The sequence below is a fragment of the Streptomyces sp. NPDC005402 genome, assembly GCF_040606575.1.
Classification (GTDB): domain Bacteria; phylum Actinomycetota; class Actinomycetes; order Streptomycetales; family Streptomycetaceae; genus Streptomyces.
This window is the reverse complement of the sequence record NZ_JBEXFB010000007.1, coordinates 307,118-331,862: the sequence shown is the minus strand read 5'-3', so window position 1 is coordinate 331,862 and position 24,745 is coordinate 307,118. Positions and strand designations below refer to the sequence as shown.

Genomic DNA, 24,745 nt, shown 5'->3' with positions numbered 1-24,745 from the left:
GTGCCTCCTCTCCCCGCGGTCCCGTGGGACAGACTCGGCGACGGTTCGGGAGATACAGCCAGTACCGCAGGGTCCGGGCCGGCCCGCAACTCGGTGGCGGGCCGGTCCGGGGGTGGGTCAGGCCACGACCGTGAAGAGCCCGGTCTTCTCGCCCAGCTCGGACAGCGAGATCTTGCCGGGGATGCCGTTGGCGTCGGCGCCGGTGTAGCCGAGGTGGCGCTGCCACTTGGCGTAGGCGGCGACGGTGGTGGTGCCGAAGGAGCCGTCTCCGGCGTAGGACTTGGAGAGATAGCCGAGCTCGACGAGGGCGGCCTCGGTGAGGTTGGTGCCGGCCAGGTAGCTGACGTGGCCCTGCTTGGCCCCGGGGTCGGTCTTCGCGGCCTTGACCAGCCGGGACAGGTCGACGCGGGGCTTGCCCGCCGGCTTGGTCGGCTCCGTCTTGCCGGGCCCGGCGGCCAGCTGCTTCTTCACCGCGGCCCGGAAGTCGTCCATGTCGAAGCTCGGGTCGATCTTCCCCGGCTGGCACTCCTTGTGCCCGGCGACGGACTTCTCGCTCCACCCGTGCGCCCGGCAGATCGCCGCCGCCCACAGCACGGCCTGCCGGTACTGTGCTGCCGGGTAGGGGTCACCGCCCTTGCCGAGGTTCTCGATCTCCAGGCCGTACAGACAGTCGTTGCCGTCCGCCGTCGCCACGTCGTCGTGGGGGAGCGGCTTCTCGCTGCGGAGCGCGTTGAGGACATCGATGTCGGCGTAACCCGCGTGGTTGGTGCGGCCGTTGCCGATCATCCACAGTCCGGCGGTCTTGCCGAGCCAGGCGTGGCACAGCGGTCCCGGCAGGTCGGATCTGCCCTTGAAGCAGAGTTCCTTGTCGTCGTGCCCGCCGGTGTGGTGGATCAGCACCCCGATGACGGGACCGAACGACTTCCCGGACGCCGTATCGCGGTTGTGGGTCTTCCAGCCGGAGTGCTCGTGCATGGTGAGGCCCTCGGCCTTCAGTGCGGCGAGCATCTTCGCGGCGGACAGGGGAGTGGCCATGGCTGCGGTTCCTCCGGGGCGACGCGTCGACAACGCGTCAAGTAGGCGATGGATCTTGTGAGTTGTGGTGCGAATGGCACTCAGTGGTACGTGCTCGCCCCACCCGCCGCTCATGATTCCGGCAATGGCCTGTCCCGTCGGGGAAATCGCGGCATTCACAGCCGAACGGAGTCACCGCGGCCCTCGCCCACGGGAGTCCGGTGTCCGGCAGTCACCGGTGACCCGTGTTCGGCGCGGCGGTCCGAGGGGGAACGACCGCCGCGCCGAGGCCGGCTCGACGAGCCGGCCTGATGTGGCCGGGTCACCGTGGCTGTGGCACCGGTGCTGCTCGCTCGGGCTGGATCAGCCCGGTGCCACCGCGCGGCCGGTCTGGGGCGAGATCATGCCGGAGCACAGCCCCTTGGCGGCCAGTGTCTGTGCGATGCGCGGGATCGCCGCGCGGGTGTTGGCGGGCCAGTCGTGCATGAGGATGACCTGCCCGGCCGTGAGCCGGCCGACCGCCGCGACGATCGCGTCGGTACTGGCGTTGTTCCAGTCCTGCGAGTCGACCTGCCAGAGGACCTCGGTCAGCCCGTACTTGGCCTCCACGGCCTTCACGGTCGCGTTGGTCTCGCCGTACGGCGGCCTGAACAGCCTCGGGGTGCCGCCACCGGAGTTCGCGATCGCCTGCTGGGTGCGGGAGATCTCCGAGTCGATCGTGGCCTGGCTCTGCTGGGTCAGATGCGGGTGCGTGTAACTGTGGTTGCCGACCCACATCCCGGCGCTGACCTGGGCCCGGACGAGCGCCGGGTTGGCGGCGGCGTACTGACCCTCGTTGAACATGGTGGCCCTGAGGCCGTACTGCTTCAGGGAGTTGAGCAGGGTGGTGGTGCCGCTGCCCGGGCCGTCGTCGAAGGTGAGGCCGACGTATCCGGAGCAGGCGGCGGCCTGCGCGGGGGCGGCGGAGGCCGGGACGGTGAGGGTGCCGGCGGCGGCCAGCGCGGTGGCGGCCAGTAACGGGAGGTGCGCCCGGGCCCTCATCACGCCACCGTGATGCTGGAGCTGCCGCTGCTCTGGTAACCCTCGGTCGCGAGGATCATGTAGTACTTGAAGCTGCCCATCGGCATGCCGGCCCGGGCCCACGCGTCGAAGTGGTTGCCGGTGGTGATGGTGCCGCCGGTCCGCTTCGACTGCCGCACGCTCCAGTACTGGTTGAAGGTCTTGGTGCCTTCGACGGACGGGGCGTTGTAGCGGGTGGTCTGGTAGATGTCGTACGTCCCGCCGTCGCTGGTCACCGTGCCCTTGTACGTTCCGGTGGGCCGGTAGGTGCCCCAGTTGTCGACGATGTAGTACTCGACGAGCGGATTCGACGTCCAGCCGTAGAGGGCCAGGTAGGCGTTGCCGGAGGGGTTGAAGCTGCCGGAGTAGTTCACGGTCCTGCGGGAGCCGTTGCTCCAGCCCTTGCCGGCCACGAAATTTCCGGTGTTGCGCCAGGAGGTGCTGTAGTTCCCGCCGGAGTTCAGCGTCATGGAGACCGTGCCCTGGGCGTCCGTCCAGAACGAGTAGTAGTAGCCGTTGTTGGTCCCGGTCTGGTTCGTGGTGATGACCGTGGCCGCCTCGGCGGTGCCGGGCAGGGCCAGCGTGGCCCCGGTGGCGAGCAGGAGGCCGCAGACACTGCGGCGCGTCGGGTGTGCGGGTGTGTCAGTCATGCCCCACAGTTTTGGCCTGCCCCTGTCAAGCGTCAACAGTTTCGGCACATGTTTCGAATGCTTCGAGATCCCTCTCACCTGAGGAAACGTCGAAATCTTTCGGAAGATCGGAGAAGGCGCGAGACGAATAGAGGTGACCCGGCTCCGAATGTTTCGAAAACCTTCCGGATACCCTGGGGCATAAGAAAAGGCAGGGAGGTCAGTGCCTCCTTGCCATGTTCAACGTATAGCGCACCGGGGGACTTGCGGCAAGGCCCCCGTCGAGGCGCACACTTACCGGCCGTAGGCCCCACGGCCGAGGACCTCGAACCGGAGCTGCTGACTTGAATTCCCTGCCCACCCGCGTGTTCGACCTTCCCGAGCGCCTCGCCGCCAAGGCCGACCCGGCGCTGATCACGGCCGACGAGGAGCACTTCGCGGCCATCGCGGAGTGCCTGGAGCAGACGATCGCCGAACTGTCCGACACCCTCGCCGCCACCCTCCGGGCGCCCGGCGGCATCGGCCAGGAAGCCATGGACCGGGACACGGAGATCCACCGCCTCAGCGCCCGGCTGCGCACCCTGCGCCGCTTCGGCCTGGACCTGTGCCTCGGACACATGGTCGGCGCGGAAGACCCCGAGCCCGTGTACGTCGGACGGCTCGGCCTGACGGACAGCACGGGCCGCCGGCTGCTCGTCGACTGGCGGTCCCCCGCGGCCGAACCGTTCTTCGGGGCCACCCACGCCAACCCGATGGGCCTGGCCAGCCGCCGCAGGTACCGCTGGACGAACGGCCGGATCAGCGACTACTGGGACGAGGTGTTCGCCCCCGACGGCTTCGCCGGGCACGCCGCACTCGACGACCAGTCCGCCTTCATCGCCAGCCTCGGCACCGACCGCTCCGAACGGATGCGGGACGTCCTCGGCACCATCCAGGCCGACCAGGACGCCATCATCCGCGCGGGATCCCGCGGCGCCCTCGTCGTGGACGGCGGGCCCGGCACCGGCAAGACCGTCGTCGCCCTGCACCGCTCCGCCTACCTCCTGCACTCCGACCCGCGCCTGGGCCACCGCCGCGGCGGCGTCCTGTTCGTCGGCCCGCACCGGCCCTACCTGGCCTACGTCTCCGACGTCCTGCCCAGCCTGGGCGAGGAGGGCGTGCAGACCTGCATCCTCAGGGACCTCGTGGCCGAGGGCGCCACGGCGGGGGTCGAGACCGACCCGGAGGTGGCCCGCCTGAAGTCGTCGGCCGACCTGGTCCGGGCGATCGAGAAGGCCGTACGGTTCTACGAGGAGCCGCCCGCCGAGGGCATGACCGTGACCACCCACTGGTCCGACATCCCGCTGACCGCCACCGACTGGGCCGAGGCGTTCGACGCGGCCGAGGGCGCCCCGCACAACGACGCGCGCGACCAGGTCTGGAACGAGCTGCTCACGATCCTGGTGGACAGGCACGAGGGCGACGCCCCGGAGGCGCTGCTCCGCAAGTCCCTGCGCCAGAACAGGGAGTTGCTCACCGCGTTCAACCGCGCGTGGCCGCTCCTGGAAGCGGCCGACCTGGTCTCGGACCTGTGGACCGTCCCCGCCTATCTGCGGATGTGCGCTCCCTGGCTGGACCGCGACGAGGTACGGACCTTGCAGCGCGCCGACGGCCAGGCCTGGACGGTGTCCGACCTGCCGCTCCTGGACGCGGCACGCCAGCGGCTCGGCGACCCGGAGATCTCCCGCCGCAGGCGCCGCAACGAGGCCACCCTCGCCGCCGAACGCGAGCGCATGGCCACGGTCGTGGACAACCTGAGCGCGGTCGCCGACGACGAGTACGGGATGGGCCTGGTGACGATGCTCCGGGGCGAGGACTTCCACCACGCCCTGGTCGACGAGTCCGCCCTGCACATCGCCGACCCGGACCTGCTCGCCGGCCCGTTCGCCCACGTCGTCGTGGACGAGGCGCAGGAACTGACCGACGCCGAGTGGCAGATGCTGCTGCTGCGCTGCCCGTCCCGCAGCTTCACCATCGTCGGCGACCGCGCCCAGGCCAGGCACGGCTTCACGGAGTCCTGGCAGGAGAGGCTCGGGCGGGTGGGCCTCGACCGCGTGGAAATGGCCTCCCTGAGCATCAACTACCGCACCCCGGAAGAGATCATGAAGGAGGCCGAGCCGGTCATCCGCGCCGCCCTCCCGGACGCCAACGTCCCCACGTCGGTCCGCAGCACCGGCATCCCGGTCACCCACGGCTCGCAGACGGAACTGACCGCGCTGCTGGACACCTGGCTCACCACCCACCCCGAGGGCATCGCCTGCGTCATCGGCGCCCCCGGATTCCGCTCGACGCCCAGGGTGCGATCCCTGACCCCGGCACTCTCGAAGGGCCTCGAGTTCGACCTGGTGATCCTCGTGGACCCGCAGAACTTCGGGGAGGGCGTCGAGGGGGCGGTGGACCGGTATGTGGCGATGACCAGGGCGACACAGCGGCTGGTGATCCTCACGAGTGGCGATCCGAAGGCCTGACGGCCGGTCACAGCCGCTGGATCACCTCCGGGACCAGCGCCACGACAGCGGGCACCAGCAGATAGAGGGTGAGCCCGGTGATGGCCTTGCGGGTGGCCACAGGGAGACCGCCAGGGGCCGGGCCAGAGGATCGGCAGCGGCGCCGCGGACGACGTGCGGACAGCCGTGCACCCCGTCCGGTAAATGGTTGATCAAGGATCGCTGGGCTGGTCAGAGGCGGTGTTACGCTCCGCGTGCTCTGCGGTTCCGTGCCGCAGCAACGGGGGACGGACGTACGGGCGGGTGTGCCGGAAGGACGGGCCGCCCTCGTACGCGCGACCGGATCCAGTGCGTCGACCCCGTCGCGAGCGTAGGTACTCGACACCGACCGGCCGGCTCGGCCCAGCCCGAAACGAAGACACCTGTGAATCGAATCGTGCACCGACGCGGCCGGCTCGCGCTTCTGCTGGCCGGCGCGGTGATGGTGGCGTCACCGGCGGCGGCAGCCGCCGACGAGACCCCGATCGACCCCGCGCTGCCGACACCCACGGTGCCGGTCGCAGCGGCCTGCGGCAGCGACGGCGCCCCGGTCTGGACCGCCGTGTCCAGTCCGCCTCCCGCGGGCATGACCGTCTCCATCGGCGTACCACGGCCGACGGTGAACGGGGTGACGTATCAGGGAGTCGTCCACGCGTGGGACGCGGACGGTTCGCAGACGGCGGACGGGTCCGTCTCCGGGCTGCCGGTGTCCTCCCAGAACGTGTACGTCCCGCTGCCCTTGTCGGACGGCCACACCTACGGCTGGCACGCATCGACCTACGACGGGACGGCGTACTCGAATCCGTCGGCGCCCTGCTACTTCACGGTGGACGCGAGCGCGCCCCTCGCCCCGGTCGTCACCAACCCGGACTTCCCCCCGGTGGGCAGCCCCGGAACGCCCACCAAGGCTGCCGGGCAGCTCACCACGTTCAGCTTCGGCTCCGGCGACTCCCTGCCCAGCGGGTGCGCCGAGGCGGGAACTCCGGACTGCCGGGCCAGCGGCCTGGACCACTTCGCGTACGCCCTCGACCAGGAGCCCGGCACCGGCGCCCCTCAGGTTCCCGCCGACCCCGAGGGACACGGAAGTCTCACGACCACCCTGCCCTGGGGTGTCCACACCTTGAACGTCGTCGGGGTCGACGCGGCCGGTAACCGGTCACGGCCGACCGGGTACGAGGTCGCGGTTCCTTCGCAGCTCCCGCCCCCGGCTTCGCCCACCCTCACCCTCACCGCCCCGGCGACATCCGGCCGGGCGGCCCCACTGGACGTCTCCGGTCAGCTGTCGGCGGCTCCGTACCCATCCGGTGAGACCGTCCACGTCGTCAGGAACGACCTGGCCCATCCCGCGGGCGTGACACTGCCCGATGCGCCGTTGTCCGCCGACGGCACCTTCCGCGTCGCCGATGTCCCGCAGGTCGGGGGAGCCAACACGTACACCGTGACGTACCCGGGTGACTCCGGCCACCAGGCCGTCAACGCGTCCGCGACCGTCCAGGTCTCCCGCAGCGCCACCGCGGTGTCCGTCACCACCAACGCCCCGTCGTACGCCTACGGCGCGACCGCGAAGGTCACCGCCCACCTCGGCACGACCTACAACGGCCGCACGCTCGCGATCTACGCCCAGCCCTACGGCGGCAGGCAGGCGCTGATCAGGACCGGCACGGTGGACAGCCACGGCAACCTGACCGCGACCTACAAGCTCACCCGCAAGACCACCTTCACCGCAGCTTTCGCCGGTGACCACCGCTACGCCCCCGCCACGGCCGCCAGTACCGCGTCGGCCCACGCCAAGGTGTCCGAGTCGCTGAGCGGCTACTACGGCAGCACCCACTACGGCAGCCTTCTCTACCGGGTCTACCACCACACCGCCAAGGCCAAGCTGAACGCCACGGTCACGCCCGACAAGTCCGGCCAGTGCGTGCGCTTCCAGACCCAGCGGTACTACGGCGGTGCCTGGCACACACAGAGCACCTCCACCTGCCACACCCTCAGCACCAAGAGCACCGGCTACGCGACGCTGAGCCTGACCCACGCGGTCAACAGCAAGTTCCGTATGCGGGCCGAGTACGTCCACAGCAGCAAGGACACCGGCAACCTCAGCACTTGGGGCGCATGGCAGTACTTCACCGTCAGGCAGTGACACCCGAGGCGCCGGGTTCCCGAGCCCGAGCCCGAGCCCGCGCCCGCGCCCGCGCGTGCACGGCCTGGCACGGTTCTGGCAAGCCCCCTTCTGCCGCTTCCAGCAGTACGGGACGGTGCCTGGTCGATACGATGCGCGGGCTGGACAGTGTGCACGCGATGGGGGAGGGACAATGAGGATCAAGGACCCGGAGTACCCGGCAGCGGTCGAAGCGGCCGTCGAGATCCTGCAGAACAGGGCCCGGCAGGGAATGACCATCACGTACGGGGATCTGAGCGCCGAGTTGGCGGCACAGGGCTTCGACTCCGTCCCGCCTCACCGCGGAGTGATGACCTACCTGCTCAAGGATGTCTGCCTCTACCGCAACGAGGACGGACGGGCACCGATGCTCTCGGCGATCGTGGTGAACAAGGCCAGCCGGGAACCCTCCGACCAATTCTCAGGCCTCGCCCGAAGCCTGCCCTTCTCCCGTCCGGCCAACTGGAGTTGGCGGGATGAGCAGCAACAGGTGTTCGCTCAGCACCGCGAGGAATGACGTCGGCCCAGTTCGATCCGGCGCCGGGTGGGCCTACCTCGCACACAGGCTTCATACGCAACCGCCGGTTGTCGCCGCCGTTATCGGGCAGATCTCCAACGGTTCGTCGGGTCGGTCTGCCTCATGTACCTGATCAAGGGTGGGCTGTTGGACGTCTTCGGGGCGGTGCGCGGATCGAAATCTCGGGCCTCCCGACCCATCAAGACTTCGTAGTGACTCGGCCGGGCGAGCCTTTGTGGTCCGCTGGGTGAAAGCTGAACCCGTGGAGAGCAACACCTAGGTTGGTATCGCAAGTTCAGAAGATGGCGTCTGCAGATGTGCGCTGACCTGGCGAGACGCTGACGGGGCTTCACGCGGTCGGTGAGCGGGTCCGGCATAACCGTAGAGTGTGTGAGTCCGATCACCACGGGCTGACCGTCACGTCACCTGCCACGGTGCGCATGGATCATGAGCGCATGCATCATCGGTTAAGCCGCATCGCAGGCATGGCGCTCCTTCTGCTCGGCATCACCCTCGTGCTCTGGAGGGTTTTCGGTAGCCCTCAGGACTGGGAGGGCGCCATGAGATGGCTTCGTACCGGCCTCATGCTGGGAGCCCTGGGGGCGATCAGCCTCAGCGCACGACTGATATTCCCCGCCACCGATGGCGACGCACCGGATGAGGCGTCCGATAAGGCCGACGGAGCAGCTCCGTGTGAGGGGCCATGACCCGGTCCGTCGCTCAGCGCCCTTACCCCCACTCTCCCCAGCACCCATCCCGTCCGCCTAGGACGGCCGTGGATGGGACAGGAGTACGCCACGCCCGCCACTACTGAACCGCGCTCGGGAACAACGCCCCCTCCATCCCGGCGCTGGCTGATCCCCCGCCGGAATCATCACCTTGTGCCTGCGGTGACCGGCAACGGGGCGATGTGGATTCCTAGTGGACTTTGTGGCACGCGTGGCACGGCCGTGATCATGGCAAAGGGCCAGTCGAGGGGATCAAGCCTCTGAACTGGCCCTTAGTCGTGCCCCCGGCAGGATTCGAACCTGCGACACCCGCTTTAGGAGTTCGATCAATTCCCGGTGTGGTGGGGCCGCCTGTGAGTACTGGGGCAGTGGAAGGCCGCCGACAACTGCTGCTGTTCGTAGCCGTTGATGTCAGTGTTGGATGTCAGCGGAATAGCCTTGGCGCGGGCCGGACTTCCAACGGGTCATCCGGTCGATCGGTCCAATTCCACCAAACGTGCCGACTGGCACACATCCACAGGGAACGGCAGGCGCGCCGGGTGTCTTCCTCCCGCTTGGAGAACACGAAGCCACCGGACTTCGTGGGCTGACTGCACTCGCGGTAGGCAGAGCGCTGCTGGTCATGCAGCGCACCCTAACGGAGAGCCGTGGCTCAGAGCTGGAGTGTGCTGCGCGCCGGAGGCTTGAATCTCAGCCCACGACAGTCAGCCACGATGGCGAGTACGCCGACCGATCAGGCGCGCGTGTGTCTCGCTGCACCCCACCGGCCTCAGCAACGTTGTCGGGGTCTGTCGTCAACCAAAGCAAGCCCCGACGGCCGGCTCGTGGCGACGACACCGGAGCCATCAGCTTGGGAAGCTCACATGATTTAGGGAAAATTGGTCTGTTGACCTGTGCGGAGTGTAATGGCGCGCTTCGGTCGTGTGATATCTCTACGCTCTCGGTCGGGGTCACGACCTGTATAAATTGCAGAGATCAATTGCCGTACGACTCTCTGAGTAGCATAGAGACATCAGGGTCCTGTATGCGTGAATTAGGACAGACTCTCCCGTGAAATTGCATACCTCTTCGAGATATTCGGGAGGCTCTCTGAAGAACTTCAGGCAGTCCAAAATCGATAGCATGACGAAACCCTCAATCATGCCGAATAGCGATTGATCAACTTCCGACAAATCAATCGCCCCATTGTGGGCAACCCCGTTCCTGAGTCGAGCGATCTCGCGAAGACTGGCAATGGGAAGGCTCACGCCATTCTGTGTCGAAAGTGTAGTTAACCTCTCAAGGAGGCCAATCCCGCGGTATCTACTAGCACCGCGTGGCCCAAAATGGCCGTGTATGTTTTCAAGGGAGGTGAACCTCAAAGACAGCTCGGAATGGAGTCCGATGTACAGGTCGTAGGAATGGCGGAAGTTATCGAGAGCTAGAAGCAGGGGGGAAGCGGTTGTGTTAGGCTGAATTTCCGTTAGTTCTCTAAATAGTTTGCAGATATTCTCAAAATTTCCATGGGGAAATGGTACGTTATCCCTGGCTCCGTACAGATCTTGACGGTAGTAACTCGGCGACCGAACGTTGAGTGACGTCCACCTGACGTACAGCCCTGCCTGCAGAGGGTCAACGAATTCGCTATATCCGCTCAGTCGCATGGCAAGTGTCCAGGCTCCAACAGCGTTGTCGAATTCCAGCGACCTTTTCGATAGCCCCCTAACGTCGTCATAATCGGAACTGCCGAGCAGACAAGCAGGCATCTTGCTTGGCCTGTCAGGCGCCGCCAATTCGATTGTATAAAGGTAATCAAAGATATCCCTCCTTTCGATAATTAACCATTCCATCAGGTCGAGATCTCGCAGAATTACTGAATCGAAACAAAAGACATTCGCATCGCACTTTATGCCCCACACGGGATAGCAGTAGATAACTTTAGATGGATGCGTAAGATCGAACCGATCGTCAATACTCATGCTTTTTTCAATTCCAGAGTTCAGTCGTGACTGGAGTGTCCGTTCTAAAGACTTTCACTCACAGGGATTCCACTGTGGGCTATTTAGGAGGGTCGATCGTATGCACGCAGCGAGGATTTTACGTGCCTGCGGCAGGAGAGCTTCTGGCGTAGTCCCGGCTTGGTTCATCGTTCTAGAGTAGTCACCACCATGCAGAATATCGCTACGCACTGCGTATACTAGGTCTGCCAGCGTTGACCAGTTGACCGCTGCCTGACTTTCTGCCGAACACACGTCAGTCACTCGGCGTGAGAACTCTCTCTTTAGATTTCTCCGCACATGGGGCATCAATAGCGTTTCGATCGCTATTGTGCAATGAACGAATTCATTCTCAGGTGAAAGATCTATCAAAGCAGTGCGTGAAAGGCTTTCGATAGCGTTCCACACCGCAGATTCTTTTGACTCCGCTTGGCGCAGATTTCTGAATATTCGACGTGATTTTCTAACCGTCCTCCTCCCCAGCTGCACCTTGTTGTGGCTGCCTGCTGATAGCAAAGCCTCTCGACCGTAAGGTCCGATTAGGCGGGAAACGCCACCGTTGGAGAATCGATAGCGCATTGAAAATAGGGGGTTGGGGAGTTTCTCCCCAGTGCTGATGAGGAGGCTGTAGTAGATTGCTTTGATGATCGGAGTGGCCACTTCGGTATCGACATTTCCAATGCTTTCGGGATCAAAGAAGGCGAAAGTCGGCGCTGCGCGATTGAAGGCAGATTTAGAGGAATTCGAGTCGAAATCGCTGTCCATCTCTACCCATTGATCTGCCTCAAGGGAAACGAATGATGCGCATCCTATAGCGTGTCGCGCGCTAGTCGAAATGAGAACTCCAGGGAAGTGCGCATAGAGGCCGGGCGGTGTTAATTTCGAGCCGCGATTCATGCTTGCTTTACCTCTCGGACGACTTTATTGTTCACCCGTTGTGGAATTGGCGGCGCGCTGTGATCGATTTCATTCCACTTGGGGCCTATTTCGGCCAGTACTTCCACGAGCTTTGACGGAGTTTTAGCGGCAGATGATTTCTCTTCTAGATGCCTCCTGAGGGAGCCGTATTGGTGGGCTGCTTGGAGATGCTTCTCCGAGCGTTCCGGATACCTGAGATGTGTTTGGAGGGCCGCTAGGAGAGCATTCGCAACACTAATCGAGCCTGTAGCTATCGAAATCCAAAAAATTGGAGCTTGGGAGACCGTAGCGAAAATGGAAGTGCCCACAATGACTGATAATGTCACGGATGAGATACCAATCGCCTGATGCCTGGCTTGATAGCGAGAGGCGCATCGGTGATTCGCAATATGAAGGATGCGCAGGCCGTTCTTCCACTGTGAGATTAGGGTTTCTGGATCAATGTTCCTGTCTGGCTGACGCATGGTCTCCCTATGTGCTTCGCCCGCGTATCCTGGTTTTCGGCTTCAACCATATGTGTACATAGTGGGTCCATCCGCGACGGCCTGTCAATGTGTCCTTTCCGGTCCGAGCGGAACCGGCTCCATGATCGATAGACTTGATCTTGGGTCGGGTCGATATAGCATCGCTGGCGCTTCTCGCGACAACCTTTGTTCGGTAATTGGAATTGAAGTGCAAGCCTGTGTCGAAAAATGTCCGACCAGTGACAGTTGCAAGATCAATTCGAGGTCGGCAGAGCGGGTTTGGCCGGCGGCCTGCCCGGTCTGAGGTCGAACATGATCAAGTGGACCGTACGCTGGTCGGTGACTCGGGTGGGCCTTGCTTCCCAAGCGCGAGTCCCCCCGGTCACGCTCAACACGGGACTCCGACTGGACCGGAGGAGTGGATGAAGCCGTGGAGCCGACCGCCGAAGCCGCGAGGTACGCCTTCTCTGAGGCCAGTTGGCCACTATTGCCTGTCGCGCGGCCTGGCGGACCGGGCCGGAGCGGGGCGGAGACAGGAGCGGCGAGCCGGGGAACCGGGCCGCGCGCGGGGAGCGGAGCGAGCCGCCTTGAACCAGTAGAGAAAGTTGTAACTCAGTCGGTCTGCTGGGGCGTGCATGGGTCCGTGTTGATCCGCTCCCGTCGCCTGCCCTCGATCACCATCGGCCGGTGCCGTCGGATTCCGGCACGGGCTGTCCGCGAGTACATCAGCAATGAACTGGAGGCGGCGGCCTGATGGCGCAGCAACGCAGGCGGAACCCCAACGGCGCCGGCACCATCACCAAGCGCAAGGACGGCCGCTATCAGTGCGCGGTTTACGTCCTCCAGCCGGACGGCACCCGTGCCCGCAAGTTCGCGTACGGCAAGACCTGGCAGGAGTGCGACACCAAGCGTCGTGAGCTGCTGGCCAAGGTCGACCAGGGCGTACCCGTGCCCACCCGCTCGGCGAAGCTCTCGGACTGGCTGCCCTACTGGCTGGACAACATCGTCAAGCCCCGCCGGAAGCTCAGCACCTACGACAAGTACGAGACGCACGTCAGGCTCTACCTCGTGCCCATGCTCGGCTCCAAGCGGCTCGAATCCCCCGGCGTCGCCGACGTCCGGCGCTTCCCGACTCAGCTGGAGAACAGGACGACAGCGGCCACGGCCAAGGAATCGCACCGAGTGCTGCGTACGGCCTTGTCCGCTGCCTGCCGGGAAGAGCTGATCGCACGGAACGTTGCGGGTCTTGTCGAGCCGCCCCGGGCCTCGTCGCGCGAGCTGAGTCCCTGGACGCTCGACGAGACCTTGGACTTCCTCGCCGCCTCCCGGAAGGACCCGCTGTACGCGGCCTTCGTCCTCGCCATGGGACTGCGGCGCGGTGAACTCGTCGGGTTGCGCTGGACCGACGTGGACCTGGACAAGCGCGTCCTGTACGTCCGCCAGCAGACCCAGCGGCGGCGAGGGGTTCTCTACGACGACGACACCAAGAACCGCCGCAACCGTGCCCTTCCGCTCCCGGCCATGTGCATCGCCCCGCTGCGCTGGCACCGGATGCGGCAGATGACCGCCAAGCAGCGCGCGGGGGAGTCGTGGGATGACGGCGGCTACGTCTTCGCCACCCGGAACGGCCGTCCGGTCGAGCCGCGAAACGTCTACCGCTCCTTCACCCGCGTCGCCCAGTCCGCCGGCCTCCGCGTGATCAGGCTGCACGATGCCCGGCACGGGTGCGCCACGCTGCTCACCGCTGCCGGGGTGGCTCCCCGCGTCGTGATGGAGATCCTCGGGCACAGTCAGATCAGCATCACCATGGACGTGTACACGCACGTGGTGCAGGACACCCAGCGGGAGGCCATCAGTCACATGGATCGGCTGCTCAAGAGGCGGCCCGGTCGTCAGTGACCGCACCCGTTGATGTCAAAAGTGGATGTCAAAGGCCCCGGACCATGATCGGTCCGGGGCCTTTTGCCTGGTGCCCCCGGCAGGATTCGAACCTGCGACACCCGCTTTAGGAGAGCGGTGCTCTATCCCCTGAGCTACGAAGGCGTGGCGGGGATGTGTGGGCAAAGGTGATGGAAATCCGCCCTTATCGGGTGGATCCCGCCCTCCGGGGCCCAGACATCCACAGGGTGCGTCACCTGAGTGGTGCACCGCGCACAGTCTAGCGGTTGTCAGTGGCGGTCGGCGTGTCAGTGCTGGGCGGGCGGGCCGGTGGGGTGGCCGGCTGTGTCTGTGCGCGGGGCGACTGGCGCTCGTCGGAGGTTCGGGTCGGTGGGGGTGTTCGTGGACTTCGTCCCGCGCCGGCGCCGTGACTTCTACAGGGAGACCAGGTTGAGTACGGCGCGCTTCACGCCGGTGATGCCCTTGACTCCGTACTGGCCCGCCGAGGGGTCGTAGTCGAAGGTCTGCTCGGTACGTCCGAGGTGGCCGCAGGCCGCCGGTGAGTGCTGGTAGGCGTCGCCGGACGTGGTCTCGTACTCGATGTACCAGGCGACGCAGTACCCGTCGGCGCCACCCAGGCCGCCGCCGGGCAGGAGGTCCACGACGTTGCCCCGGACCCGGGCCCTCCCGTCCTCGAAGCAGGCTGAGACCTCGCCGCGTCCCCAGCTGCGGGAGTCGCTCGTGTCGACGCAGCCGGGCGCCGCGTACGACGTGGGCGACGCCGTCACGGTGAGAGCGGCGGTCAGGGCGCTGAGCAGTGCTGCCGACAGCATTCGCCGCAGGTGACGCTGCATGTGAACTCCTCGTTTCGCTGGGAAGCATGTCCTGCCGACACCTCACAGCGGCGCGCTACATCCGCGCTACATCCGCTCCGTCGGCGCGGCGGCACCGGGGCGTATATCTCCGGCATAGACGTGCGGTTCACGGTGGGCTCGCCCCGGCCCTCCCCGGACTTCAGGGCCCCTTCGCACAGCCCCTCTGGAGGTCGTTCCGCATGCGCCGTCACGTTGTTGGACCCCTGCTCGCCGCCGCTCTCGCGCTGCCCCTCACTGTTCTGACAGCCGGTCAGTCCAGCGCCGCTCCCGCCGACAAGGCCCAGGTGCTGAGCAACTGGACGCAGTCGAGCGCCGGCAGTTACGACGCCTGGAACGCGGCTCGCCAGAACCAGGCCACCTGGAGCGCCTACGGCTTCGACTGGTCCACCGACTACTGCACGACATCCCCGGACAACCCCCTCGGCTTCGAGTTCAAGAACGCCTGTGCCCGCCATGACTTCGGGTACCGCAACTACAAGGCGGCCGGCACGTTCGCCGCGGACAAGGACCGGCTGGACGACGCCTTCTACGCCGACCTCAAGCGGGTCTGCGCGTCCTATACCGGTGCCAAGGGATCAGCGTGTCTGGCGACGGCGTGGACCTACTACCAGGCGGTCTCCGCCTTCGGGAACTCGGTGATGGCCGACGGCAGGGCAGACGCCCGCTGAGTTCGACCCCGTCCACAGGACCGGGCGGGGAGGCTGTCCTGGCCCGCCCTCCGACCGGCCGCCCCGTCACCCCCGAGACGGAGCGGCCGGTCTTCTTCGCCCACTCTCCCGTGCGCCCTGCCATCTGCGCGGGCGGGCGCCGGCCCACACCCACCGGAGACCCCATGCCCGCCGACCACTACGTCCTGACCCTCTCCTGTGCCGACAAGCAGGGCATCGTGCACGCCGTGTCCAGCTACCTGTTCATGACCGGATGCAACATCGAGGACAGCCAGCAGTTCGGCGACCACGACACCGGGCTGTTCTTCATGCGGGTCGCGTTCTCCGCGGAGTGCTCGTCGGTGGAGAAGCTACGGGCCAGCTTCGCCGCCGTCGGTGACTCCTTCCTCATGGACTGGCAGATCCACCGGGCCGACGAACGGATGCGGATCATGCTGATGGTCAGCAAGTTCGGGCACTGCCTGAACGACCTCCTGTTCCGCTCCCGGACCGGCGCGCTGCCGGTGGAGATCGCCGCCGTCGTCTCCAACCACCCGGACTTCGGCGATCTGGTCGGCACGTACGACATCCCCTTCCACCACATTCCCGTGACGAAGGACACCAAGGGCCTCGCCGAGCAACAGGTGCTGGACCTGGTCGAGGCGGAGCAGATCGAACTGGTGGTGCTGGCGCGCTACATGCAGGTCCTCTCGGACAACTTCTGCAAGCAGCTCAGCGGTCGCATCATCAACATCCACCACTCCTTCCTGCCGAGCTTCAAGGGCGCCAAGCCCTACCACCAGGCGCACGCACGTGGGGTGAAGCTGATCGGCGCGACCGCGCACTATGTGACGGCCGACCTCGACGAGGGGCCGATCATCGAGCAGGAGGTCCGGCGGGTCAGCCACGCCGTCACCCCGGAACAGCTGGTGGCCGTCGGCCGCGACGTGGAGTGCCAGGCCCTGGCCCGGGCCGTGCACTGGCACAGCACCCGCCGGGTTCTGCCCAACGGACGTCGCACCGTCGTGTTCGCCTGAGACCACCGCGGCCACCCGAGCCGGGCGGGGGACGCTCCGGCGCTGTCCCGTATAGCCGGTGTGTAGGCAGGGCGGCGAGGGTGCCGGGGACGGCACGACGGCCGTCTTGAGGAGTCTGCGAGGAAGCCCTTGACCACGGCAGCGATCGATGTGATCTGCCCGGCCTGGAACCGGTCCGAGGCCATCCGCCCGACCGTCGACAGCGTTCTGGCCCAAACCTTCGACGACTGGCGCCTGATCGTCGTCTCCGACGGCTGCACCGACGACACGGACGACGTGGTGCGGTCCTACGACGACGAGCGGATACAGCTGATCCGCACCGAGCGGCACGGCCACCCCGGTGGCCCCCGCAACATCGGCCTGGCCGCCTCGACCGCCCCGGCCGTCGCCTACCTGGACTCCGACGACCAGTGGCTGCCCGAACACCTCGCCGTGCTGCGCCGGGAGTTCGACGGCGGCGCGCGCCTGGTGGCGACCGCGAGCATCGGCATGAACGCACGAGGTGAGGAGGAGTACCGGTCCCACCCCCTCAACGGGCTGTGGCACCCCGAGCTCCAGCTGCTGTGGCCGTTGTACGAGCCGTCCCGCGTGGGCCATGTGCGCGGGCTCGTCGAGAACATCGGGGGCTGGACCGACGACCCCACAGGCATGGAGGACTGGGACCTGTGGCTGCGGCTCGCCGACGCCGGGGAGCGCTTCACGACGGTGAGCGACCGCACGGTCGTGATGTTCCTCAGTGACACCTCGCGCCGCCGCACCATGACCGTCAGCCACCGGCTGACCCTGGGCACGCTGCCCGACGAGGCGGCGTGCGACAGGCTCACCGAGGCCATCCGCGCCCCCGAGGTGCAGGAGGAACTGCGCTCCTGCTTCGCGGAGGAGATGCTCCGTTTCTACCGTGCGAAGGCGGCCTCCGGTGAACTGGTCATGCCGAAGGGCATGACCACCGAGGAGGCCCTGACCGGTATGGAGAAGTTCGTCACCGACCCCGCCGTCCCCATGCTGCGCGAACTCTCCTACGTCGAGGAGGACGGCCACTTCGCCGTCGTCCATCCCCTCCAGTGCAGCAGCGAACGGCACGCCGAGCGGCTCCGGGCGTTCCTGCGCACCCATGACGCCGGCAGGCACGCCATCGTGCGTCGGCTCATCGCGACGGTCAGCCGGTAGTCCCGCGACCCTCCGCTCCGCACCGCCGGTGCCCGTCGTACTCACGGGGCCCGCGACCTCCGCCGGGCCGCAGAAAACGTATAGAGCGGCGCCCGAGAATCGTGCGACCGCAGTCCAGACGTACTTGTGAGGTGTGATCGTGGCGAATCCGTTCGAGAACGACGAGGCGTCGTACTTCGTGCTGGTCAATGACGAGGGCCAGCATTCGCTGTGGCCGGCGTTCGCCGAGGTCCCGGCGGGCTGGCGCACGGTGCACGGAGAGGACACCCGTGCCGCCTGCCTCGCCTACGTCGAGGAGAACTGGACCGACATGCGTCCGCTCAGCCTGGTCCGCGCCATGGAGAGCGACGCGGCCTGATCCCGTGTGCCCGAGGGGGCCGTGGCGGCAACTGCCGCCACGGCCCCCTCGGCATGTGCGGCACCCGTCGCGGTTTTTGCCGCCTCCCGCGGCGGAGCTCGCAGGGACCTGCCACCGCAGCCTCCTGACACGGCGAAACCCACCATGCGGCCCCCCTCGATCCCAGACTGAAACGGCAGGAGCAGCCAATCAGGGGGATGCCATGGAGTTCCGAATTCTCGGTCCGGTGGAAGCCCGCAGGAACGACGAACGCGTCGTCCTGTCGGGAACCAAGATCAAGACCGTGCTCGCGGCCCTGTTGTTGGCCAGGGGCCGGGTGGTCTCCGACACCAGGCTGAGTCATCTGCTGTGGGGGTGGAACCCGCCGGCCACGGTGAGCGCGCAGATCTACACCTACATCTCGCGGTTGAGGATGCAGCTGGGTGACGGCGTGCGGATCGTGCGTCAGCTGCCCGGCTACACCCTGGAGACCGCCAACGCCCGTGTCGACTTCCTGGAGTTCGAGCGGTTGGCCCGGCTCGGCGCCGAGGCCCACACGGCCGGCGACCTGGAGCGGGCCGACGCACATCTTCGCGGTGCGCTGGAGCTGTGGCGGGGTGCCGCCCTGTCGAACGTCACCGAACACCTGGCGGACGCCGAGCTGCCCAGGCTGGAGGAGGCACGCGCAGGCACCACCGAGTTGCGGATCGAGGTGGACCTGGCCCTGGGACGCCACCGGCAGCTGATACCCGAACTGACCGCGCTGGTCGCCGAGTTCCCGGTACGGGAGCGGATGCGGGCCCAGCTGATGAAAGCCCTGTACCTGTGCGGCCGGCAGGCCGACGCGCTCATGGCCTACCACGAGGGACGCCGAGTGCTCGCCGAGGAACTGGGCGTGACCCCGGGCGCCGAGCTGGCCGAGGTCTACCAGGCGGTCCTGGCGGGGGAGACGGTCGTGGAACCGTCCGCGCCCGCGGCAACCGCCCGGACGGTGACACCGGCGACGCTGCCCCCGGACATCCCCGACTTCACCGGCCGCGAGGCCGAGTTGGCCGAACTGCGCAGGCTTCTGCCGCCGAGCGGGAACCGCACCTGGCACGCCCGGCGGTTCCTGCTGACGGGAATGCCGGGGAGCGGGAAGACGGCCCTCGCGGTGCGCGCGGCCAACGAGTGCCTGGAAGCCTTCCCCGACGGGCAGTTGTACGTGAACCTGAGACACCAGGACGGCTCGCCCCGCAGCCCCCGGGACGTACTGGTCGGACTGTTGCGGGCGCTCGGGGAGCCGGTGGGCGCGGCCGAACCGGATCTGGACGAGCTGATCCGGCTGTACCGGACCCGTACGGCCCGGCGCCGGCTGCTCATCCTCCTGGACAACGCGGTCAGCGAACTGCAGCTGTCCGGTCTGCTGCCCGGGGCGCCCGAGCCCGCCGTACTGATCACCAGCCAGACCGCTCTGGGACCGATAGGCGGGCTGCACACCCTGGTGCTGCCCCCGCTGAGCGCAGCGGAGAGCCTGCGGATGCTGGCCACGGCCGTGGATTCGATGCGTATCGAGGCCGAGCCGGAGGCGGCTCGGGAGATCGCCCGGCACTGCGCCGGACTGCCCCTCGCCGTGCGTATCGCCGCGACCCGGCTGGCCGGCCGGCCGCGCTCCTCACTGCGGCGCCTCGCCGACAGGCTGGCTGACCCGCACAGCCGACTCCAGGAGCTTCAGGTGCGAGGACTGTCGGTGCCCCGGAGCCTGGAGATGTCGCTGCGCCGCCTGGGGCACGAGGACCGTGAGCTGCTTCTGCTGCTGTCGGGTCTGGAACGCAGGGTGTTCTCGGCCCGCTCGGCCGCCCGCTGCCTCGGGTTCTCGGCCTCCGAAGTGGAGGAGCGGCTGGAGTCACTGGTCGACGAAGGACTGCTGGCGTTCTCGGACGAGCCGGGTGAGCCGACGTACCAGCTCAACAGTCTGCTGCGGCTGTACGTCGGGACCGGTGGCCACCTCCAGGAACCGGCGGCCTGAAAGCCATGGTGCCGGAGTGCTGGCGGGAGCGTTCGGAAGGGCGTCATCGCGAGGTTCCGGAGGGGACGGGTACCGCGCTGAACCCGCGAGCGGCCGGATCGACGAGCAGGACCGGCCCCCTGCTCTCCGGTTCACGGGCCAGTGCCCCGTATGCGTCGGGGCCGAGCGGGAGGTCGTGCACGAGCCATCGCCGCGGGCCGCGGGAGGCCAGGTGCCGGACGGGAACGGGGCCGGGGAGGTGGGGGGCGACGTTTACGGTCCGCAGGTCCTCGACGACGCCGACGCCGTCGGCCTTGACCACCGCCTCCTTGCGGGTCCACGCGCGGTAATACGCGTCGACACCGGCCGCTGTGTCCCGCGCCTCAGTCAGCCGGCGCAGTTCGGCCGGGGACATGAAGGCGGAGGTGGTGAGCCAGAGGTCGGCGTCCGGCCGCGCCAGTTCCAGGTCCACGCCGATCGGCCGCTCCGCGGTGACCGCGAGCAGCCAGTGCGCGCCCGATCGGGAGAGGTTGAAGTCGAGACCCGTGCGGGGGAAGACCACACATGGCCGTCCGTGGGCGGGGTTCGGGCAGCGCGGGCAGGGCCGACGGCCCAGGCGCAGGCGACGCGGGTCGGTGTCGAGATAGCCGCCGAGGATCTGCCGGAGCGCGGCGTGAGCGTGGGCGTAGCGGGTGCCGACCGGCGCGGGTCGGCGGGCGGCCGTGGCCCGTTCGTCCGAGGAGAGCAGCGCGAAGAGCGCCGGGTCGTCGTGGTCGGGGGACTCGCCCCGCCAGACGTGAACGGCGTCCGTCTCGCGCAGGCTGCGGTACGAGGCGTCGTGCATGAGGGGGCTCCATCATGTTCGGGACGCGGCGGGGCGTCAGTCCGAGGTGGCCATGAGGACGCGGCGGGTTCCGGTGAAGGGGCGGCGGCCGTGGGCGAGAGCCACGTTGTCGAGGAGCAGCAGATCGCCCCGGTTCCACGGGATGTCCGTCGCCGCGGCGGCCCCCGACTCGCAGATCTGGGTCACCTCTTCCCCGGAGATCGGGGAGCCGTCGGCGAACGTGACGTTCCAGGGCACCCGGTCCACCGACAGGACCCGGGACAGGACGTCTCCGGGGCTGCAGCTGGACGGGTGCCAGCGGTGGACCTCGTTGAACCAGACGTCGGTGCCCGTCACCGGGTGCGTGATGACGGCGGGACATGTCCGTGAGACCTGGATGCCGCCGTCGGCCGTCCAGCACCATTCGGTTCCGGTGCCGTCGAGAAAGACCTCGACCTCCTCGCGGCGGGTGGTGGCGAAGGCGTCCCGCCAGCTCACGCCGAGGCCCGAACCGTCGTGAAGGTAGCGGACGTAGCGGACGCCGGGGGAGAACCGTTCGCGCAGGTCGCGGGAGAGGGAGGCCAGCCAGCGCGCGCCGTCCACCACCATGGTGGCGCCGCCGGTGGCGGGGGCGGTGTGGCAGAACAGCGCGATCCGGGCGGGCCAGGCGTGCGTGCAGCTCATCCTGTTGTACGGCCGAACCGCGACGTGGGGCTGCTCCCCCGGGACCGTCCAGACGTCGTCGGTGTTCCGCTCGCGGGTGGCGGGGCGCGGCGCCTGTCCGTACCGGTTGGGCAGTATCCGGTCGAGTACGTCGTCGAGGGTCTCCGAGGTGATGTCGAAGTCCCGGAAGAGAATGGCGCTCTCCTCGGCGAGGAGCCGGCTCAGCACGGCCGGGCCCATGGCGTCCAGGCGTTCGACCAGCTCCTCCGGGCCGCCTGCGCACTCCGGGTCGATGTCCAGAGGCGTCCAGGGCTCCATGATCGCCACACAGGCCTCTCTCGGAAGTCTCGACGGGCGGCCGCGCGGAGCAGCTCCTGGCGGCCTACGACAGGTCACCCATGAAAGGACGGCCCTCTACGGGGTTCCTACGAGGTGGGCCTGTCGCCCGGTCCGGTACTGCCCGGAGCCGGATCGTCTCGCGCCGGGGTGGGATCGGGGTGTAGCTGCCGTGTAGAGGGCGCGGGGAGCGTGAGCCGTCGACGTGACCGTCCGTCCCCTGCCCTGTGAGGTACGCGTGAACTCGACCGCCACCGCCCTCCGCTTCGACCGGAGCCGTTTCCGGGATGTGCTCGGCAGGTTCTGCACGGGGGTGACGATCATCTCCGCCGTCCATGAGGGGCAACCGGTCGGTTTCGCCTGTCAGTCCTTCACCTCGCTCTCCCTGGAACCGCCGCTGGTTTCCGTCGCGGTGGCCAAGACCTCGGCGACCGGGCACCGTATCGAGCGGGCGGGGGCCTTCTGTGCGACGGTGCTGCGCGCGGACCAGGTCGAACTGGGCCGGCGGTTCGGCCGTAGCGGTGCGGACAAGTTCGCCGGGGTGGCCTGGAGTCCGGCCGCGGTGACCGGATCCCCTGGCATCGAGGGGGGCCTGGCCTGGGTGGACTGCCGCGTCGAGAGTGTGCTGCCCGCCGGCGACCACCGGATCGTGGTCGGCCGGGTCGTGGACCTGAGCGCCCCCGAGGACAGTGAGGACTCCGGCCCACTGCTGTTCTACCGGGGCTCCTTCCTCGGCCCGGCCCCGATCCGACGCCGGGAGCTGTGACGAGCGGCACCGGGCGTCTGCCGTCGGCTTGGGCTGGCGGGCCTGGCGGCCTAACCGGGTTTCATGGCACGGGAGTTCGTGGTTTGACGGAGACCGCTCGATCCGGCGGCGGTCATAGTGGTGCGTGCCGCGCCGGCGTTCCCAACCGGAGTGTCATGGAGCGGAGTTCGCAGGGTGAGACGGCGACGGATCGAACCTGCGGGGCGGGTCGCGTCGTGGTTCCCAATCGGGCGGTGTCGTCGCCTGCGAGTTCGGCGGTCGGCCCGGCGACAGCTCGGACCGTCGGGCGTCGCAGCGGGGCTCCCGACTGAACGCGGTCGTGGAGGATTTGGCTGGTCGGCTGGCGGCGGTTCGAGTCAGGTAGGTCACGGCCAGGGCGTGTGCTGCTGCGTTCGTCCAGGCGTTGTCGCGGGCGGGGCAGGTGACTGGTCGGTGAGCGGCTTGAACCGTGGCGGCGTCGGGGTTTCCAACTAGGTCTGTTCGTAGGGGATTTGGGTGGTCAGCCGACGGCGGGTCGATCCGGGTGTGTCGCCGCCGGCCAGGCGTCATCGCTCGCGAGTTCAGCGGTCGGTCGGCGGCAGCTCGGACCGGCGGCTGTCACGGTGAGGCGAGGCGCAGTCTGGAGTCCAACCAGGCGTCGTCGCAGGACACTTCAGCGCTCCGCCAGGCGGCGGCCGGTCGCTCCCCGGCCTGGGCTGTCCGTGGCGGTGGTCGGTGTCGGGCCCAGGGGGCCGCAGGGGTCGGAGTCCGGGATCTCGTCCAGCCAGCCGAGGCGGGCCGCACGCAGTCCTGCCTGGAAACGGCTCTTCGCTCCGAGCCGCCCCATCAGATCGGCGGTGATACGCCGTCCGGTGCGGACCGACACCCCGAGCTTGCGCGCCACTCCCTCGTCGGTGAAACCCTCTCCGAGCAGGCGCAGGACGGCCTTCTCCTGACCGGTCAGTCCCAGGTCGTCCGTGCTGGTCCGCTGCCGGCGGGCGTTGGTGATGGGCTGGGCCCGTTCCCACACCAGCCGGAAGAGCTCGGACAGGCCCGCGAGTACACCTCTGCCGCGGAAGAGGAGGGCCCCGTCCCCGCTGTTGTCCGGGTCCATGGGCAGGATGGCCGCCTCCTCATCGAAGATGATCATGCGGGAGGGCAGCCAGGCCACGGTCCGGACGTCGTTGCCCAGCTCCACCAGCCAGCGGGCGTGTTCGACGGTGGCGGGGTCGTTGTAGATGCTGTCCAGATAGACGGTGCGCACCGTCACCCCGCGGTTGCGGAGGGACTCGGTGAGCGGACGGCTGGCCTCCCGGTTGTCCGAGGTCTGGTGCCCGCCGGGGGCGAAGGCGACCAGGCTGCGCTCACACCCCTGGGTGAGTTCGCTGATGCGATCGCGAATCCGGTCGAGCCCTTCCAGCTGCTCGATCTCGTTGTGCCGACGGCGGCTGCGCGTGGCTGCGAACTCCTCGGAAAGGCGGGCCACCTCGACCCGGGTCTCGGCTATCTCGCGCTGCCGGGCCAGCAGCGCGGATTCCTGACGGGCCAACAAGGCCTGGAGGGCGACATCCGGGCTGACCGCGTGCACCCTACCGGGAGCCTCCCAGGACGGTCGGATCAGGCCCAGCCGTACGCATTCGTCCAATGCGCTGCGTACGACCTCTGCCGGGCGGCCGGTCAGTGTGGTCAGTTCCTCGACCGGGCGGGATGAATTCAGTAACAAAGCCCGGTAGACCTCTGCGGCTTCCGCACTCAATCCTATGGGCTCAAGCACGCCTACAACCCCCGTCTCAGGAAACCCCCGAAGTCCTTCAACGGCGGCAGAGTAACACGGGGCACACGGAGCAAGATCACCCTTTACCGGAGTTCCGGGTGGGGTGATCTTGCTCGTCGGGCGTCCGAAAGGATCAGCCGACGGAGTCCGCGGGAAGGTTCTGCCAGCCCGGCTCCTGCGGCACCCGCTGCCAGCCCGGCTCACCGAGCAGGTCGGTGACGGTGTCGCCGACCTGCTCCACCGGGGCCTGCCAACCCGGTTCGTCGGCCGATGCGGTGCCCGCGGTCGCCGGGACCAGCGCCAGCGCGAGCACGGCGACGGTGATGGCGGAGACCTTCTGGAGTGCGGACTTCATTTAGGAACTCCAATTTCTTCCGTGTTTGGATTGCCGAACAATTCCCGTATGCTTCGCGTTTACCTCGGTTCAGAGGCGGCATCGCTGGGCACGAGAAGATTCTTGCTTCGTGTATCGCGTCCCACCAGAAGAA

At 67.5% G+C, this 24,745-nt stretch carries 21 protein-coding genes, 1 tRNA gene and 1 pseudogene; 11 read left to right on the top strand and 12 right to left on the bottom strand.

The annotated features are described in order from the left end of the window. Positions 1 to 117: 117 nt before the first annotated feature. From ABZT02_RS16480 to ABZT02_RS16470, 3 genes are all read right to left on the bottom strand, one after another. A complete protein-coding gene (locus ABZT02_RS16480; protein ID WP_356018494.1) occupies positions 118 to 1,035 on the bottom strand; it encodes an N-acetylmuramoyl-L-alanine amidase in 918 nt (305 codons plus the stop codon). 342 nt (positions 1,036 to 1,377) lie between these two features. Then, positions 1,378 to 2,055, bottom strand: a complete 678-nt coding sequence (locus tag ABZT02_RS16475) for a polysaccharide deacetylase family protein (protein ID WP_356018492.1) — start codon at positions 2,053 to 2,055, stop codon at positions 1,378 to 1,380. Beyond that, positions 2,055 to 2,723: a glycoside hydrolase family 11 protein gene (locus tag ABZT02_RS16470; RefSeq protein WP_356018491.1), complete on the bottom strand. Its 669-nt coding sequence runs from the start codon at positions 2,721 to 2,723 to the stop codon at positions 2,055 to 2,057. Before ABZT02_RS16470 ends, ABZT02_RS16475 begins: the two co-directional genes overlap by 1 nt. Positions 2,724 to 3,046: 323 nt before the next feature. Between ABZT02_RS16470 and helR the strand changes: the two genes are divergently transcribed. The 3 genes from helR to ABZT02_RS16455 all read left to right on the top strand — a co-directional run bounded on the left by helR (position 3,047) and on the right by ABZT02_RS16455 (position 7,902). Next, positions 3,047 to 5,209, top strand: coding sequence for an RNA polymerase recycling motor ATPase HelR (gene helR, locus ABZT02_RS16465; protein ID WP_356018489.1), 2,163 nt, complete (start codon positions 3,047 to 3,049; stop codon positions 5,207 to 5,209). Between the two features lie 415 nt (positions 5,210 to 5,624). After that, the gene (locus ABZT02_RS16460) at positions 5,625 to 7,367 is read left to right on the top strand and encodes a hypothetical protein (protein ID WP_356018488.1); all 1,743 of its coding nucleotides are present in this window, start codon (positions 5,625 to 5,627) and stop codon (positions 7,365 to 7,367) included. 172 nt (positions 7,368 to 7,539) lie between these two features. After that, positions 7,540 to 7,902, top strand: a complete 363-nt coding sequence (locus ABZT02_RS16455) for a hypothetical protein (protein ID WP_356018487.1) — start codon at positions 7,540 to 7,542, stop codon at positions 7,900 to 7,902. Between the two features lie 1,678 nt (positions 7,903 to 9,580). Here ABZT02_RS16455 and ABZT02_RS16450 read toward each other — a convergent pair. From ABZT02_RS16450 to ABZT02_RS16440, 3 genes are all read right to left on the bottom strand, one after another. Beyond that, positions 9,581 to 10,588 (bottom strand): hypothetical protein, encoded by a 1,008-nt coding sequence (locus ABZT02_RS16450; RefSeq protein ID WP_356018485.1) that lies wholly within the window; start codon positions 10,586 to 10,588, stop codon positions 9,581 to 9,583. A gap of 54 nt (positions 10,589 to 10,642) precedes the next feature. Beyond that, positions 10,643 to 11,371 carry a hypothetical protein gene (locus ABZT02_RS16445; protein WP_356018484.1) on the bottom strand — a complete coding sequence of 243 codons (729 nt, stop codon included), beginning with the start codon at positions 11,369 to 11,371 and terminating at the stop codon, positions 10,643 to 10,645. A 128-nt stretch (positions 11,372 to 11,499) separates the two neighbouring features. Further along, positions 11,500 to 11,988 carry an SLATT domain-containing protein gene (locus tag ABZT02_RS16440; RefSeq protein WP_356018483.1) on the bottom strand — a complete coding sequence of 163 codons (489 nt, stop codon included), beginning with the start codon at positions 11,986 to 11,988 and terminating at the stop codon, positions 11,500 to 11,502. A 646-nt stretch (positions 11,989 to 12,634) separates the two neighbouring features. Between ABZT02_RS16440 and ABZT02_RS16435 the strand changes: the two are divergent. Next, a pseudogene (locus ABZT02_RS16435) lies at positions 12,635 to 12,742 on the top strand (excisionase); the annotation flags it as partial. Further along, positions 12,742 to 13,887 (top strand): site-specific integrase, encoded by a 1,146-nt coding sequence (locus ABZT02_RS16430; RefSeq protein ID WP_356018482.1) that lies wholly within the window; start codon positions 12,742 to 12,744, stop codon positions 13,885 to 13,887. The pseudogene ABZT02_RS16435 and the gene ABZT02_RS16430, both read left to right, overlap by 1 nt. 68 nt (positions 13,888 to 13,955) lie before the next feature. Here ABZT02_RS16430 and ABZT02_RS16425 read toward each other — a convergent pair. Next, positions 13,956 to 14,031: transfer RNA gene (locus tag ABZT02_RS16425), tRNA-Arg, on the bottom strand. 269 nt (positions 14,032 to 14,300) lie between these two features. After that, positions 14,301 to 14,720: a hypothetical protein gene (locus ABZT02_RS16420; protein WP_356018481.1), complete on the bottom strand. Its 420-nt coding sequence runs from the start codon at positions 14,718 to 14,720 to the stop codon at positions 14,301 to 14,303. A 200-nt stretch (positions 14,721 to 14,920) separates the two neighbouring features. Here ABZT02_RS16420 and ABZT02_RS16415 point away from each other — a divergent pair, with 200 nt between their 5' ends. The 5 genes from ABZT02_RS16415 to ABZT02_RS16395 all read left to right on the top strand — a co-directional run bounded on the left by ABZT02_RS16415 (position 14,921) and on the right by ABZT02_RS16395 (position 19,937). Next, a complete protein-coding gene (locus ABZT02_RS16415; protein ID WP_356018480.1) occupies positions 14,921 to 15,409 on the top strand; it encodes a phospholipase in 489 nt (162 codons plus the stop codon). A 164-nt stretch (positions 15,410 to 15,573) separates the two neighbouring features. Continuing rightward, positions 15,574 to 16,425, top strand: coding sequence for a formyltetrahydrofolate deformylase (gene purU, locus ABZT02_RS16410; RefSeq protein ID WP_356018479.1), 852 nt, complete (start codon positions 15,574 to 15,576; stop codon positions 16,423 to 16,425). A 129-nt stretch (positions 16,426 to 16,554) separates the two neighbouring features. Further along, positions 16,555 to 17,592 carry a glycosyltransferase family A protein gene (locus ABZT02_RS16405; RefSeq protein ID WP_356018477.1) on the top strand — a complete coding sequence of 346 codons (1,038 nt, stop codon included), beginning with the start codon at positions 16,555 to 16,557 and terminating at the stop codon, positions 17,590 to 17,592. 139 nt (positions 17,593 to 17,731) lie between these two features. After that, positions 17,732 to 17,950 (top strand): MbtH family protein, encoded by a 219-nt coding sequence (locus ABZT02_RS16400; protein WP_057608434.1) that lies wholly within the window; start codon positions 17,732 to 17,734, stop codon positions 17,948 to 17,950. A 202-nt stretch (positions 17,951 to 18,152) separates the two neighbouring features. Further along, complete coding sequence (locus ABZT02_RS16395) at positions 18,153 to 19,937, top strand: BTAD domain-containing putative transcriptional regulator (protein ID WP_356018475.1); 1,785 nt, start codon at positions 18,153 to 18,155, stop codon at positions 19,935 to 19,937. Positions 19,938 to 19,980: 43 nt separating this feature from the next. Here the strand turns inward: ABZT02_RS16395 and ABZT02_RS16390 are convergent, their stop codons facing one another. Together ABZT02_RS16390 and ABZT02_RS16385 are read right to left on the bottom strand one after the other, a co-directional pair. Continuing rightward, positions 19,981 to 20,760, bottom strand: coding sequence for a 4'-phosphopantetheinyl transferase superfamily protein (locus ABZT02_RS16390; protein ID WP_356018473.1), 780 nt, complete (start codon positions 20,758 to 20,760; stop codon positions 19,981 to 19,983). Between the two features lie 36 nt (positions 20,761 to 20,796). After that, positions 20,797 to 21,720 (bottom strand): TauD/TfdA family dioxygenase, encoded by a 924-nt coding sequence (locus ABZT02_RS16385; protein ID WP_356018651.1) that lies wholly within the window; start codon positions 21,718 to 21,720, stop codon positions 20,797 to 20,799. Positions 21,721 to 21,976: 256 nt separating this feature from the next. Here ABZT02_RS16385 and ABZT02_RS16380 point away from each other — a divergent pair, with 256 nt between their 5' ends. After that, positions 21,977 to 22,504, top strand: coding sequence for a flavin reductase family protein (locus ABZT02_RS16380; protein WP_356018471.1), 528 nt, complete (start codon positions 21,977 to 21,979; stop codon positions 22,502 to 22,504). Positions 22,505 to 23,156: 652 nt separating this feature from the next. Here the strand turns inward: ABZT02_RS16380 and ABZT02_RS16375 are convergent. After that, complete coding sequence (locus ABZT02_RS16375) at positions 23,157 to 24,206, bottom strand: LuxR C-terminal-related transcriptional regulator (RefSeq protein WP_356018469.1); 1,050 nt, start codon at positions 24,204 to 24,206, stop codon at positions 23,157 to 23,159. Positions 24,207 to 24,390: 184 nt separating this feature from the next. After that, the gene (locus ABZT02_RS16370) at positions 24,391 to 24,612 is read right to left on the bottom strand and encodes a hypothetical protein (protein ID WP_356018467.1); all 222 of its coding nucleotides are present in this window, start codon (positions 24,610 to 24,612) and stop codon (positions 24,391 to 24,393) included. Between the last annotated feature and the right edge of the window lie 133 nt (positions 24,613 to 24,745).